The organism is Shewanella sp. 10N.7 (assembly GCF_020806285.1).
Classification (GTDB): Bacteria; Pseudomonadota; Gammaproteobacteria; order Enterobacterales; family Shewanellaceae; genus Shewanella; species Shewanella electrodiphila.
In genome coordinates, this window is the sequence record NZ_JAJGZS010000004.1 from 147,969 (window position 1) to 161,986 (window position 14,018).

The 14,018-nt window shown below is 39.2% G+C and carries 14 protein-coding genes; 10 read left to right on the forward strand and 4 right to left on the reverse strand.

Translation table 11 applies throughout. The features are described 5' to 3' along the window. Positions 1-89: 89 nt before the first annotated feature. From thrS to LMH66_RS04245, 5 genes are all read left to right on the forward strand, one after another. Positions 90-2,018 carry a threonine--tRNA ligase gene (gene thrS, locus LMH66_RS04225; RefSeq protein ID WP_229368673.1) on the forward strand — a complete coding sequence of 643 codons (1,929 nt, stop codon included), beginning with the start codon at positions 90-92 and terminating at the stop codon, positions 2,016-2,018. A 3-nt stretch (positions 2,019-2,021) separates the two neighbouring features. After that, positions 2,022-2,564: a translation initiation factor IF-3 gene (infC, locus tag LMH66_RS04230; RefSeq protein WP_102527295.1), complete on the forward strand. Its 543-nt coding sequence runs from the start codon at positions 2,022-2,024 to the stop codon at positions 2,562-2,564. A gap of 88 nt (positions 2,565-2,652) precedes the next feature. Further along, the gene (gene rpmI, locus LMH66_RS04235) at positions 2,653-2,847 is read left to right on the forward strand and encodes a 50S ribosomal protein L35 (protein ID WP_055023949.1); all 195 of its coding nucleotides are present in this window, start codon (positions 2,653-2,655) and stop codon (positions 2,845-2,847) included. Between the two features lie 18 nt (positions 2,848-2,865). Then, positions 2,866-3,225: a 50S ribosomal protein L20 gene (gene rplT / locus LMH66_RS04240; RefSeq protein WP_012325107.1), complete on the forward strand. Its 360-nt coding sequence runs from the start codon at positions 2,866-2,868 to the stop codon at positions 3,223-3,225. Positions 3,226-3,333: 108 nt separating this feature from the next. Then, the gene (locus tag LMH66_RS04245) at positions 3,334-3,876 is read left to right on the forward strand and encodes a GNAT family N-acetyltransferase (protein WP_229368674.1); all 543 of its coding nucleotides are present in this window, start codon (positions 3,334-3,336) and stop codon (positions 3,874-3,876) included. Between the two features lie 49 nt (positions 3,877-3,925). Here the strand turns inward: LMH66_RS04245 and trxB are convergent, their stop codons facing one another. Together trxB and msrA are read right to left on the reverse strand one after the other, a co-directional pair. Next, on the reverse strand, positions 3,926-4,876 hold the full coding sequence (gene trxB / locus LMH66_RS04250) for a thioredoxin-disulfide reductase (protein ID WP_229368675.1): 951 nt from the start codon (positions 4,874-4,876) through the stop codon (positions 3,926-3,928). A 157-nt stretch (positions 4,877-5,033) separates the two neighbouring features. After that, positions 5,034-5,513 carry a peptide-methionine (S)-S-oxide reductase MsrA gene (msrA, locus tag LMH66_RS04255; RefSeq protein WP_102527298.1) on the reverse strand — a complete coding sequence of 160 codons (480 nt, stop codon included), beginning with the start codon at positions 5,511-5,513 and terminating at the stop codon, positions 5,034-5,036. 174 nt (positions 5,514-5,687) lie between these two features. Here msrA and astE point away from each other — a divergent pair, with 174 nt between their 5' ends. The 5 genes from astE to nadA all read left to right on the forward strand — a co-directional run bounded on the left by astE (position 5,688) and on the right by nadA (position 11,820). Then, positions 5,688-6,719 (forward strand): succinylglutamate desuccinylase, encoded by a 1,032-nt coding sequence (gene astE / locus LMH66_RS04260; RefSeq protein ID WP_229368676.1) that lies wholly within the window; start codon positions 5,688-5,690, stop codon positions 6,717-6,719. Positions 6,720-6,869: 150 nt separating this feature from the next. Beyond that, positions 6,870-8,048 carry a thiamine pyrophosphate-dependent dehydrogenase E1 component subunit alpha gene (locus LMH66_RS04265; RefSeq protein WP_102527300.1) on the forward strand — a complete coding sequence of 393 codons (1,179 nt, stop codon included), beginning with the start codon at positions 6,870-6,872 and terminating at the stop codon, positions 8,046-8,048. Positions 8,049-8,050: 2 nt separating this feature from the next. Beyond that, on the forward strand, positions 8,051-9,028 hold the full coding sequence (locus LMH66_RS04270; protein WP_229368677.1) for an alpha-ketoacid dehydrogenase subunit beta: 978 nt from the start codon (positions 8,051-8,053) through the stop codon (positions 9,026-9,028). A gap of 9 nt (positions 9,029-9,037) precedes the next feature. Beyond that, a complete protein-coding gene (locus tag LMH66_RS04275) occupies positions 9,038-10,645 on the forward strand; it encodes a dihydrolipoyllysine-residue acetyltransferase (protein WP_229368678.1) in 1,608 nt (535 codons plus the stop codon). Between the two features lie 107 nt (positions 10,646-10,752). After that, complete coding sequence (nadA, locus tag LMH66_RS04280) at positions 10,753-11,820, forward strand: quinolinate synthase NadA (protein ID WP_102527303.1); 1,068 nt, start codon at positions 10,753-10,755, stop codon at positions 11,818-11,820. A gap of 77 nt (positions 11,821-11,897) precedes the next feature. On the opposite strand, the gene gap is transcribed toward nadA, so the two are convergent. Together gap and LMH66_RS04290 are read right to left on the reverse strand one after the other, a co-directional pair. After that, entirely contained in the window at positions 11,898-12,908 is a 1,011-nt protein-coding gene (gene gap / locus LMH66_RS04285) for a type I glyceraldehyde-3-phosphate dehydrogenase (protein ID WP_102527304.1), read from the reverse strand. A gap of 234 nt (positions 12,909-13,142) precedes the next feature. Continuing rightward, on the reverse strand, positions 13,143-13,973 hold the full coding sequence (locus tag LMH66_RS04290) for a DUF2989 domain-containing protein (protein WP_229368679.1): 831 nt from the start codon (positions 13,971-13,973) through the stop codon (positions 13,143-13,145). Between the last annotated feature and the right edge of the window lie 45 nt (positions 13,974-14,018).

Genomic DNA, 14,018 nt, shown 5'->3' on the forward strand with positions numbered 1-14,018 from the left:
TAATGTCTGTAGTTCGGTGGCATTTCTTTTATTTATTATTTATTACCAAGTGGCCCTACGTGTGGGTCACCACTGGATAAGGAAATTTAATGCCAATTATTACATTGCCTGATGGCAGCAAACGCGAGTTTGCAGATTCTGTTTCAACGTTAGATGTCGCTGCAGACATCGGTCCTGGTTTAGCTAAAGCATGTATTGCTGGTCGTGTAAACGGCGAGTTAGTTGATGCTTGTGACTTAATAACCACAGATTCAGAGCTTTCAATCATTAAGGCTAAAGATGAAGAGGGTGTTGAAATCCTTCGCCATTCTTGTGCACATTTACTTGGTCATGCAATTAAGCAAATGTGGCCAGAAACAAAAATGGCTATTGGTCCTGTTATCGACAATGGTTTTTACTATGACATCGATTTAGACCATAAATTAACTCAAGAAGATATTGATGCTCTTGAGAAACGCATGACTGCGTTAGCAAAGACAAATTATAGTGTTGTTAAGAACGTTGTTTCTTGGCAAGAAGCCCGTGATACTTTCGAATCACGTGGTGAAGAGTACAAACTCGCCATCTTAGATGAAAACATCAGTAAAGATGCAACACCGGCTTTATATCACCATGAAGAATATGTTGATATGTGTCGTGGCCCACACGTACCTAATATGAAATTCTGCCAACACTTTAAGTTAATGAGTGTTGCTGGTGCATACTGGCGTGGTAATTCAGATAATAAGATGCTGCAACGTGTATACGGAACAGCATGGGCTGATAAAAAAGCATTAAAAGTACATTTAAACCGTCTTGAAGAAGCGGCAAAACGTGACCACCGTAAAATTGGTAAACAGCTAGATCTTTACCATATGCAAGAAGAAGCGCCAGGAATGGTATTCTGGCATAACGATGGTTGGAGTTTGTACCTAGAGTTAGAGAAGTTCATTCGACAAAAACTAGGTCAATACACTTACCAAGAAGTTAAAGGTCCATTAATGATGGATCGTAACTTATGGGAACGTTCAGGCCATTGGGATAAGTATGCAGATGCGATGTTCACTACTAACAGTGAAAACCGTGAATATGCAATTAAACCTATGAATTGTCCTGGTCATGTTCAGATCTTTAACCAAGGTCTTAAATCATACCGTGATTTACCACTTAAAATGGCAGAGTTTGGTTGTTGTCATCGTAATGAGCCATCAGGATCATTACATGGACTAATGCGTGTTCGTGGATTCACCCAAGATGATGCCCACGTATTCTGTACTGACGCACAAGTTCAAGAACAAGTGAGTGAATGTATCCAAATGGTATACGACACTTACGGCAGTTTCGGCTTTAGCAATATAGTCGTTAAATTATCAACTCGTCCTGAAAAACGAATTGGTGATGACGATATGTGGGATAGAGCTGAAGAAGCATTAAAGCAAGCACTTGTTGCTAACGAAATTGAATTCGAGATTTTGCCAGGTGAAGGTGCCTTCTATGGTCCAAAAATCGAATTTACACTTCATGACTGTTTAGACCGTGCATGGCAGTGTGGTACTGTGCAATTAGATTACGCATTACCATCTCGTCTTGGGGCAACTTATGTTGCTGAAGACAACACGCGTCAAACGCCAGTTATGATCCATAGAGCTATTTTAGGGTCTCTTGAACGTTTCTTAGGTATTCTAATTGAAGAATACGCAGGTAAATTCCCAACATGGCTTGCACCTGTGCAAGTAATTGTTATGAATATTACAGACAAACAGTCTGATTATGTTGACGAAATTGTTAAATCTTTCAAAGAAAGTGGCATTCGTGCATCTAAAGACTTGAGGAATGAGAAAATAGGCTTTAAAATACGTGAACATACGTTAAAGCGTGTACCTTATTTATTGGTCGTCGGCGATCAAGAAATGGAAAATAAGGAAGTTGCGGTCAGAACACGTGATGGTATCGATTTAGGCAAAATGAAAATCAATGATTTCAATGCCAAGATACAAGAACAAATTTCTATCCGTAGTCTATTATTGTTGGAGGAATAGGTCATAAAGATCAAGAGAGCAGCAGGGCGACAGCCAGCCCCTAATCGTATTAACGATGAAATCACTGGCGTACCAGAAGTTCGTTTATCGGATATTGATGGTGAGGCAGTTGGAATCGTTAGTATTTCACAGGCACAGGAATTAGCTGATGAAGCAGGTGTAGACCTGGTTGAAATCAGTCCTAATGCTGAGCCACCTGTCTGTCGCATAATGGACTACGGTAAGTTCCTTTTTGATAAGGCTAAAGCCCAAAAGGAACAAAAAAAGAAGCAGAAACAGGTCCAGCTGAAGGAAATAAAATTCCGTCCTGGCACTGATGAAAACGACTATCAGGTAAAACTACGCAACCTGATTCGTTTTCTTGAAGATGGGGACAAAGCGAAGATTACGCTGCGTTTCCGTGGTCGCGAAATGGCACACCAAAGCTTAGGTATGGATCTTTTGAACCGTATCAAAGCAGATTTGGAAACATATGCTGTTGTTGAATCTTTCCCGAAAATGGAAGGTCGACAAGCAGTTATGGTCCTCGCACCTAAAAAGAAATAGTAGGGCAACCCACTAAAAAGTAGCAAAGTCCTTTTGAGGATTTTGCTCGCCTTACGTTTTATTAATGTCCCAATGCGGAGTTTTAGCAATGCCTAAAATGAAAACAGATAAGGGTGTTCAAAAGCGCTTCAGAAAAACCGCTAATGGTTTCAAGCGTAAACAAGCACACTTACGTCATATTTTGACAAAGAAGAGCACTAAGCGTAAACGTCACTTACGTGCTAAATGTTTAGTTGCAAAGTCTGATGTGCCAGCAATCGCACGTCAACTACCATACGCTTAATTAAAGGAGATATGAACAATGCCTAGAGTTAAGCGTGGTGTAACCGCTCGTGCTCGTCACAAGAAAGTACTTAAATTAGCCAAAGGTTATTACGGAGCTCGCTCACGTACTTACCGTGTTGCTGTTCAAGCAGTAACTAAAGCTGGTCAATATGCTTACCGTGACCGTCGTCAAAAGAAACGTCAATTCCGTCAACTTTGGATTGCACGTATCAATGCGGCTTCTCGTCAAAATGGTCTTTCTTATAGTCGTTTCATTAACGGCCTTAAAAAAGCATCAATCGAAATCGATCGTAAGATTTTGGCTGACATCGCTGTATTCGATAAAGTTGTATTCACAACTTTAGTTGAAAAAGCAAAAGAAGCTTTAGCTAAGTAATTAGTTAAAATGCTTTAAAAAAGGAGCCTTCGGGTTCCTTTTTTTATGCCTATAATTTACGGTATCTTATTGTTAGCCTTAAACAATCATTATTAACGGAATACCACGATGACTGTAATTACTACAGAACGCCTTACTATCTCACTTATGACACTTAATGATGCGGATTTATTATTTGAATTGGATCAAAACCCTGTTGTGATGAAATATATCAATGGCGGTAAAAAAACAACTCAACAAGAAATTGATGAGGTTTTTATTCCACGCTTAGCCAGTTACCTTAACCCTGCTAAAGATTGGGGGCTTTGGAAAGTATTTTTAAATGATAAACAATTTGCAGGTTGGATTTTGATTAGACCAATGGGCTTTTTTACAGAGTCGCCTGAGTTTAGCAATATCGAAATTGGTTGGCGATTTAAACAAGAAACTTGGGGTAAAGGAGTTGCAACCGAAAGTGCCATAGCGGTCATTAAACACATTGTCTCTCATCAACAAAATGTGAAAAAGTTTTCCGCTATCGCTGATAAACACAATAGCGCTTCAATAAACATAATGGTTAAATTAGGTATGACATACCAAAAGACAATTGTGCACCCAGATGTTGATGGCGAAATAGATGTAGTTTTATATTCAATGGATTCGACACAATAAAAAAGCCAGCATTCGCTGGCTTTATCTTAATACATAACGCGCTTATTGATTACTGAGCATCAAGGAATCGTTCAGCATCTAAAGCCGCCATACAACCTGAACCTGCTGATGTAATTGCTTGACGGTAATGTTGATCCATAACATCACCACAGGCATAAATACCTTCAATGCTGGTTTGTGTTGCATTACCTTGTAAACCACTATTAACCGTAATGTAGCCGTGATTCATGTTCAGTTGATCATTAAAAATACCAGTATTAGGGCTATGACCAATTGCAATGAATACACCTGCAACTTCTAGAGACGAAATAGACCCGTCTTTAGTGCTCTTCATATTCAAACCAGTAACGCCCATATTATCACCAGTTACTTCATCAAGCGTTTGATCTAAGTGAAGGATAATATTTCCGTTTGCCACTTTGTCCATCAGTCGATTAATTAGAATCTTTTCTGAGCGGAAAGTGTCACGGCGATGAATTAAATGAACTTCTGATGCGATGTTACTTAAGTAAAGTGCTTCTTCAACAGCGGTATTACCGCCGCCAACAACGGCTACTTTCTGATTACGATAAAAGAAACCGTCACAAGTTGCGCATGCAGACACACCACGCCCCATAAATGCTTCTTCAGAAGGCAAACCTAAATATTTAGCAGAGGCTCCAGTTGCGATAATTAGTGCATCACAAGTAAATTCGCCGTTGTCACCTTTTAATTTAAAAGGGCGCTCACTAAAATCGACTTCATTGATGTGATCAAAAATGATTTCAGTTTCAAATTTTTCTGCGTGCTGTTGCATTCTTTCCATTAAAGCAGGACCGGTTAAACCTTCAGCATCACCTGGCCAGTTTTCAACTTCTGTTGTTGTGGTCAATTGACCGCCTTGCTGCATACCAGTGATCATGACTGGTTTTAAATTCGCACGAGCGGCATAAACTGCAGCAGTATAACCAGCAGGACCTGAACCTAAGATAAGTAGGTTAATATGACGAGCTTGACTCATTTTTGTATTTCTCCGTATTCATGCCTTAAGCAATTTGCATGGATTGTAGGGAATTTAACGGATGGGGTAAAGTGCAGAACTGTCTAAGATATAGATTGTATTAATCGCTTTTGTATAAAAAAGGCACCAATACAAGTGCCTTAAGTCATTTCATAAACTAATAACTAATATGACAGCTTGGTAACTCATTCTTCTCTAGGTAATTTTGATGATATTCTTCTGCAGGGTGGAACTGCTGAATTGGGACAATTTCAGTTACAATATGCTTAGTTCCCCATTTACCACTGCGTGCTAGATCAAGTTTGGATTTTTCAGCAGCGTCTTTTTGAATTTTACCATGAAAAAATACAGCACTGCGATACTGATTACCAATATCGCCACCTTGTCTATTCAGAGTGGTTGGGTTGTGATTTTGCCAGAACACTTCCAAAAGTTCTTGGTATGAAACAATTGATTCATCAAACTCTACTTGAACGACTTCAGCATGACCTGTTGTGCCTGTTTTGACTTCTTCATAACTTTGAAATTGATCTCTTCCGCCCATATAGCCGCATTGTGCATTGGTAACACCATCTACTTGCTTGAAAAAATATTCAACACCCCAAAAACAGCCTGCACCAAATGTTGCTAAAGTCATACTCACATCCATAAAGAAGTCTAGATGGCTAAAATTATATTTATTCTGAATGAGAATGCAAGTAAAGTTTTACACTATGTTAATTGTACCTTAACGTCAGCTTCCACTTGTTGTGTTAGAATCAACATCTGTTATTGAAACCAATTTCGTTTTACCGTTTTTCAAGGAGTCTTCGTGTTTCAACAATTAATGGAAGAAAAAGATTTTTTAGCGTTCACTTTAGCTAACATCGATAAAGTCATTACCTCACACAGTTTCACCTTATCTAATCAAACAATAGTCAAAATACATGATAACGGTGTCATCAGCTTTACTCCTGCAACAGGTTCTACTAAGGATATTGTTTTATCGTGTGCCATTCATGGGAACGAAACTGCGCCTATTGAAATTTGCAATGACTTAATCCAAGCGTTACTTAATGAACAAATACAGACAGAACACAGAGTATTATTTTTAATTGGCAACCCAGATTCCATTTTAACTGAAACCCGTTTTGTAGAAGAAAACATGAACAGGTTATTTAGCGGCGCGCATTCAAAAGGTGAAGGGCTTTGCAACAAGGAAAGAGTTCGCGCTAAAGCATTGGAGGGTTATGTAAGCGATTTTTTCCTCGATAATCACGTATCACAACGTATTCATTATGACTTGCACACAGCGATTAAGCCTTCAAAACACGAAAAATTTGCGATATATCCTTATCGACCAGGACGTAGTTTTAGTGCTGAACAAATTATGTTTCTTGCTGGTTGCGATGTGGACACCATTTTATTTCATCACGAACCGACAACGACATTTAGCTATTATTCGTCAGAACAATTTAAAGCCGACGCTTTCACCGTTGAGCTTGGAAAGGTGATGCCGTTTGGTCAAAATGAAATGAGTAAGTTTGCTAATACGCGCAAAATGCTAAATCACTTGATAACCAAGCAGCAAGTATCAGTTGCTGAATTTAACAGCGACCAGCTTAACTTGTATAAAGTGTCTCGTTCAGTAAACAAGCACTTCGACGATTTTACATTCGCATTTCCAAAAGTCACGGTTAATTTTACCGGCTTTAAGCAAGGTGAAGTATTAGCAACTGAAGGCGGAAAAGAAATTTTAATTGAATATCCGTATGAAGCTATCGTTTTTCCAAATGAAAATGTACCTGTTGGTCAGCGCACGGTATTATGCTTAATACCAGCTCCTAACGAAGATATTCAGTAATTTGTAAAGCTAGATATACAAATTAAATGAGAAGTTATTCACTAGATGGAATGAACATTAGTTGATCGCTAGTTTACGTTAACGTAATGTTCGTTCGCATAGTATAAATTAAGCTTTATTTTATAAGGCCTCACATAATAAGAGCACAATATGAGCAACGCACCACTGAATAATGAAACAGTGCATCGTGTCAGCTTCTTAGACAAAGCTTCATTGCACATTCCTATTTTAAAAATTCTTCAAGCTGATGGTACGACATACGAAAATGCCGTCATGCCAGTGATAGATAAAGCACTCGCTGAGCGAATTCATGATACTTGTGTTTTTACCCGAGTATTAGATGAACGTATGCTAAGTGCGCAAAGACAAGGTCGTATCAGTTTTTATATGACATGTACTGGTGAGGAAGCATCAATTATCGGTAGTACAGCCGCGTTAGATGATGGCGATGTAATTCTTGCTCAGTATCGCGAACATGCCTCATTACGATACCGTGGTTTTACTACTGAACAATTTATGAATCAGATGTTCAGTAATGAAAAAGATTTAGGTAAAGGCCGTCAAATGCCGATTCATTACGGTAGTAACGAGCTAAATTACCAAACGATTTCATCTCCACTTGCAACACAAATTCCGCAGGCAACTGGCGTTGCACATGCTTTTAAATTACAAGGTAAACGTAACGTAGCCATTTGTTACTTTGGTGAAGGCGCAGCATCAGAAGGGGACTTTCATGCAGGTTTGAATATGGCTGCAGTGTTAAAATCTCCAACGATATTTTTCTGTCGTAATAACGGTTATGCCATTTCAACGCCTACTGAAGAACAGTTTGCTGGTAATGGCATTGCTAGTCGTGGTGTCGGTTACGGTATGCATACCATTCGTGTTGATGGTAATGACATGTTAGCTGTGCTCGCTGCAACTCAACAAGCTCGCGCGCACGCGCTTGAACACAATGCACCTGTATTAATCGAAGCAATGACTTATCGCTTAGGTGCGCATTCATCATCGGATGATCCTTCTGGTTATCGTTCGAAAGAAGAAGAAGCGAAATGGGAACAACATGACCCAGTTAAACGCTTCAAGCTTTGGATGATCAATAAAGATTGGCTTAATGAAGCTGATGATGCAGCACGTTATGAGAAATATCGTGAGGAAGTACTTAGCGCCGTTAAAGTGGCTGAAAAAGTGCCTTTACCACACATAGATGGTTTGATTACAGACGTACTGGATAAGCCTACACCTGTTTTAGAAAAGCAGCTTGCAGAGCTCAAACAACATATTAAGAAATATCCAAAGTCGTATCCTAAAAGCGCAGGGAGAATTTAATTGTGGCTGAAATGAATATGTTACACGCCATCAATGATGCATTGGCAATTGCAATGACTGCTGATGAACGAATGGTTGTGTTTGGCGAAGATGTGGGTCATTTTGGTGGTGTTTTCCGTGCAACATCTGGATTACAAGAAAAGTTTGGCAGAGATCGTTGTTTTAATACTCCGTTAACTGAGCAAGGCATTGCAGGTTTTGCTAATGGCTTGGCATCAAATGGTATGACGGCCGTTGCTGAAATTCAATTTGCTGATTATATTTTTCCTGCATTCGATCAAATAGTGAATGAAACAGCAAAGTTCAGATACCGCAGTGGTAACCAGTTTAACGTTGGTGGGTTAACTTTTAGAACCCCGTACGGCGGTGGTATTGCAGGTGGTCATTATCACTCGCAATCGCCAGAAGCGTATTTTACCCAAACCCCTGGTTTAAAAGTGGTCATTCCACGTAACCCAGAACAAGCTAAAGGTTTGTTATTAGCTTCAATTCGCGATCCCAATCCGGTCATTTTCTTTGAACCAAAAAGATTGTACCGTGCATCTGTTGGTGAAGTCCCTGCCGGTGACTTCGTAATTGAGCTTGGTAAAGCTGATGTCGTTAAAACGGGTACGGATATTACCTTACTTGGTTGGGGCGCTCAGATGGAAATTCTTGAAAAAGCGGCAAAAATGGCTGAAAAGGACGGCATTTCTTGTGAAATTGTCGATTTAAGAACCTTGTCACCTTGGGATATTGATACCGTTGCTGCATCTGTCAAGAAAACAGGTCGTTTGCTCATTAACCATGAAGCACCTTTAACAGGTGGTTTTGCCGGTGAAATCGCAGCGACAATTCAAGAAGAGTGTTTCTTACATTTAGAGTCACCTATAAGCCGTATATGTGGCTTAGATACACCATATCCGTTGATTCTGGAAAAAGAATACATGCCAGATGAACTGAAAACTTACGAAGCCATTAAAGCTTCAATCAATTTCTAGGAGCAAGATATGATTAAAGATTTTATTTTGCCTGATATTGGTGAAGGCGTCGTAGAGTGTGAGCTTGTAGATTGGATGGTTAAAGAAGGTGATGTTGTTGTTGAAGATCAACCAATTGCTGATGTGATGACAGACAAAGCCTTAGTTCAAATACCTGCACCTTATGCGGGCGTCATTACCAAGCTATATTATGCGAAGGGTGACATTGCAAAAGTTCATGCGCCGCTTTATGCAGTAGAACTTGAGGCAACAGGTGTTAACACTGCTGATGAATCTAGTGCACCTTCTACTCAAGAAACGGCAACAGAAGCTAATGAAGAAACCAGCAATGAAGTTGCAAGAAATGTTGAACAAATAAGTCAAACTACCATACATGATGTTGAAGAGTTCTTACTCCCTGATATCGGTGAAGGTATTGTTGAATGTGAACTTGTTGAATGGCTTGTCGCTGAAGGTGATATTGTCACAGAGGATCAGCCGATTGCTGATGTGATGACAGATAAAGCTTTAGTTCAAATACCAGCGATTAAAAATGGCAAGATTGTAAAATTACATTACAGAAAAGGCCAATTAGCTAAAGTTCATGAGCCGTTATTCGCAATCGAGGTTGAATCTACAGGCACTCAAGTTGAAGCAGCTCAAACAGTCACGCATTCAGCTGCCGTTAGCGAAGTCGTTGCTAGTGAACCAGTTGCTCAAGGTAAAGCGTTAGCAAGTCCTGCAGTACGCCGTTTAGCTAGAAGTTTGGATATCAATATAGCTAACGTGCCAGGTACGGGTAAAAATGGTCGTGTGTATAAAGAAGATGTTGAAGCGTTTGCTAATGGCTCCACTGCAAACCAAACCTCAGCCTCTAAAACGACTACCGTTTCTAATAGCGCTGCAATATCAGCTAATATTCAAACCACAAATGCAGACAGAGTTGAGCCAATTAAAGGTGTTAAAGCTGTCATGGCTAAGATGATGGTTGAGTCTGTTTCTACGATTCCTCATTTTACATATTGTGAAGAATTTGATTTAACAGATTTAGTTGCATTACGCGCCGAGATGAAACAACGTTATTCAACTGACGAAGTTAAATTGACTATGATGCCTTTCTTCATGAAAGCAATGTCATTAGCCATTAATGAATTTCCAGTATTAAACAGTCAAGTCAACCCTGATTGCACTGAGTTAACCTATAAAACAAGTCATAACATTGGTATGGCTGTTGATTCAAAAGTGGGTTTGTTAGTACCGAATGTTAAAGATGTACAAAGTAAAACTATTTTAGAAGTTGCCGCTGAAATTACACGACTCACAACTGCTGCTAGAAGTGGCCGTGTAAGTCCTGCTGATTTAAAAGGTGGAACAATATCAATTTCAAATATTGGTGCTTTAGGTGGTACGGTTGCTACGCCTATTATCAATAAACCGGAAGTTGCGATTGTTGCCCTAGGTAAATTACAAACACTCCCTCGTTTCAATGCCAATGGCGAGGTAGAAGCGCGTAAAATTATGCAAGTCAGTTGGTCTGGCGATCATCGTGTAATCGATGGTGGAACCATTGCTCGTTTCTGTAATCTTTGGAAGCAGTACTTAGAGCAGCCACAAGAAATGTTACTCGCAATGCGCTAATTCTATAATGGCAATCTAATTAACTCATTAAAGGACGCTATTGCGTCCTTTAATTTTGTTAACTGATTTTGTATAATCTCCGGACGTTGTAACTTCTCGGAACCATAATGATCACCTCGGCACCGAATATCGAATCTATCGAGTATCCTTTTCCTGCGAAACCTGCTTTATTGTCTCATGCTGAAAAAGCTGCAGCTAAAGCAAGAATAAAACAGCTATTGATCGACCAAGATGCTGTTTTAGTTGCACACTATTATACAGATCCTGAAATTCAAGCTCTGGCTGAAGAAACCGGTGGTTGTGTTTCTGACTCCCTTGAAATGGCACGCTTTGGCCGTGATCACCCAGCAAAGAAACTGATTGTTGCTGGTGTAAAGTTTATGGGGGAAACCTCTAAAATTTTAAGCCCTGAAAAAACTGTCTTGATGCCTACGCTAGAAGCCACTTGTTCTTTAGACATTGGTTGCCCAATTGATAAGTTTTCAGCATTTTGTGATGCCCATCCAGACCATACCGTAGTTGTTTATGCGAACACCTCAGCGGCAGTAAAAGCCCGTGCAGATTGGGTAGTAACCTCTAGTATCGCGTTAGAGATTGTTGAACATTTGGATAGCGAAGGTAAAAAGATTATTTGGGGACCTGACCGTCATCTTGGTAGTTACATTGCTAAAGAAACTGGCGCTGATATGTTGATGTGGCAGGGCGATTGTATTGTTCATGACGAATTCAAATCTAAAGCATTAAAGGAACTTAAGATACAGCATCCTGATGCTGCTATTTTGGTTCACCCTGAGTCACCGGCAAATGTCGTTGCTTTAGCGGATGCTGTGGGCTCTACGAGTCAGCTAATTAAAGCTGCACAAAACATGGACAACCAAGAGTTTATTGTGGCGACTGACCGAGGCATTTTTTATAAAATGCAACAAGCAGCACCAGGTAAAACACTCATTGAAGCACCAACTGGTGGTAATGGCGCTACATGTAAAAGCTGCGCTCATTGTCCTTGGATGGCAATGAATGGTTTACAAGCTATTGAAGCGTCACTGACAGCAACAAATAAAACTGAACATGAAGTGTTCGTTGATGATGCATTACGTGATGATGCACTAGTGCCATTAAACAGAATGCTTAATTTTGCGAAAACCTTAAACATGAAAGTGAAGGGTAACGCTTAATCAAATCGATAGCTAATAACAAAAAGCCCTGCAAGTGCAGGGCTTTTTCATGTTTCAATTTTATAAATTAAAACAAATTATTTAGCTGTCATTAATGCAACAGTATTATCTAACATGCGGTTACTGAAACCCCATTCGTTATCATACCAGGCCATTACTTTAACAAGTCGACCATTAACACGTGTTTGAGTCGCGTCAAAGTTAGAAGAAAATGCATTATGGTTGAAATCGATAGAGACTAAAGGTTCAACATTAATAGCAAGCGCTTCATTCAATGGTGAAGTTTTTGCTGCATCTGCCACTATCTGGTTAATTTCTTCAACTGTGGTGTCACGAGACGCTTGGAAAGTTAGATCTACAAGAGATACGTTAACTGTCGGTACACGTACAGCTAAACCGTCAAACTTACCTTGAAGCTCAGGAACCACTAGACCTACAGCTGCTGCTGCCCCAGTTTGCGTTGGGATCATAGACATTGCTGCTGCACGAGCACGACGTAAATCAGTGTGGTAAACATCTGACAAGCGTTGATCATTGGTGTAAGCATGAATAGTAGTCATTAAACCAGATTCAATACCAACAGAGTCATTCAACGGTTTCGCAAAAGGAGCTAAACAGTTGGTTGTACATGAAGCATTTGAAATCACAGTCATATCACTGGTTAACACTTCATTGTTTACGCCGTAAACAACAGTTGCATCAACATTCTTGCCTGGAGCAGAAATAATAACTTTCTTAGCGCCAGCTGTTAAATGCGGTTGTACTGCTTCTTTAGATGTGAAAATACCAGTACATTCATAAACAACATCAACGTTTAATTCTGCCCAAGGTAATTTAGAAGGGTCTCGTTCTTGAAAAGTCAGGATTTTATCGCCATTAACGTAGATGGCTTCATCATCATGATCAACTTTAGCGTTGAAACGACCATGAACTGAATCATATTTGGTAAGGTGAGCATTGATTGAAGCATCACCCAAATCGTTTAAAGCTACGATTTCAATTGGGTAATCCTTTTCGCTTTCATAAAGCGCACGTAAAACATTTCTACCGATACGGCCATAGCCGTTAATTGCTACACGGATAGTCATTGCATATCCCTCAAGTGATTATAAATCTGTTACGTAAATCATATGGTAGTAAAATTACCAAATTAACGATTTTCGTCAAGTAAAAAAGCCTCAAAACGCTAATAAAGTGCAAAATATCTGTATTTAATTTACAAATTACAGAAATAAGCTGCTGTTGGCGATTTTTTTGAAAGTGTAATACAGCGTTAACTGTTAATTAATTGTACTCAGTGTAGCTAACAAGGTGGTCTTTGTTTATTCAAATTTTGATTTAATTTCACTTGTATCGAACTGAGCTGTTTTTAATAGTCTAACGAGCTCAATCGCTTCTAAATCTAATTGCTGCGCTCGGTTACTGTCATTAGCTATAAGCGCTAATAATTTTTCTTGTGAGGCAATGTTGTCACTCATTAATGTATTCGCCTTAGTCAATAAGTATTCATTATCAACATTTTGCTCCCAACGATAAATTGTAGCGAGAGCGAGTAACCAATCAGGGTCAATTGTTTTAGGCTTAACGTGGGACAATAGGTGTAAATAAAGCATCTTTGCTCTATTCATATCCGTTTTAATATAATGTGACGCAAGCTGAGCAAGTATAAATGGTTCTGTTATTTCACCATTTTTCTCAGCTTTAATTAACGTATCACGTGAAGGTATATCGTTAAACGTTGTCCAACGATAATACACAAGGTAATTGTCTGGGTTGTCCTTGGTATATTCTCTTAACTGGATTAAATTTTGTGTGCTAACAGCATATGCTCTTTCTCTATCTAAAGTCCGGTCGGTGTTTTGTATATGGATAACACCAGCAGCTAATTCTATGCACTTGCTATAAGACTCAAGCTTTATTAATTGGTCGTATAGTTGTTTTCCAGTAGGCTCAGTGGTTATCTTTAATTGGTATCTACTACGAATTAAGTCGCCTTTTTCTACTAAACACCAACTATCTCGGTGTAAATCAGCACAAAGTTCAGGATTATTTTTACAAATGCTGCCACTATTTCGGCCAACATCACAACCAAATAAGCCTAATAAAGCAGCAAATATTGAAAATGATGTAATTATTACTAAACTTTTACTCAAAACAGACTCCAAAAGTGGATTTTCTCTAATAAAATTACACGTTTA

Excerpts from the sequence above, each read along its gene's own strand:
- nadA (WP_102527303.1), top strand. The coding sequence starts at position 10,753 with ATGATCACCTCGGCACCGAATATCGAATCTATCGAGTATCCTTTTCCT.
- msrA (WP_102527298.1), bottom strand. The coding sequence starts at position 5,513 with ATGACTTTAGCAACATTTGGTGCAGGCTGTTTTTGGGGTGTTGAATAT.
- rpmI (WP_055023949.1), top strand. The coding sequence starts at position 2,653 with ATGCCTAAAATGAAAACAGATAAGGGTGTTCAAAAGCGCTTCAGAAAA.
- thrS (WP_229368673.1), top strand. The coding sequence starts at position 90 with ATGCCAATTATTACATTGCCTGATGGCAGCAAACGCGAGTTTGCAGAT.
- LMH66_RS04275 (WP_229368678.1), top strand. The coding sequence starts at position 9,038 with ATGATTAAAGATTTTATTTTGCCTGATATTGGTGAAGGCGTCGTAGAG.
- trxB (WP_229368675.1), bottom strand. The coding sequence starts at position 4,876 with ATGAGTCAAGCTCGTCATATTAACCTACTTATCTTAGGTTCAGGTCCT.
- rplT (WP_012325107.1), top strand. The coding sequence starts at position 2,866 with ATGCCTAGAGTTAAGCGTGGTGTAACCGCTCGTGCTCGTCACAAGAAA.
- LMH66_RS04265 (WP_102527300.1), top strand. The coding sequence starts at position 6,870 with ATGAGCAACGCACCACTGAATAATGAAACAGTGCATCGTGTCAGCTTC.
- gap (WP_102527304.1), bottom strand. The coding sequence starts at position 12,908 with ATGACTATCCGTGTAGCAATTAACGGCTATGGCCGTATCGGTAGAAAT.
- LMH66_RS04245 (WP_229368674.1), top strand. The coding sequence starts at position 3,334 with ATGACTGTAATTACTACAGAACGCCTTACTATCTCACTTATGACACTT.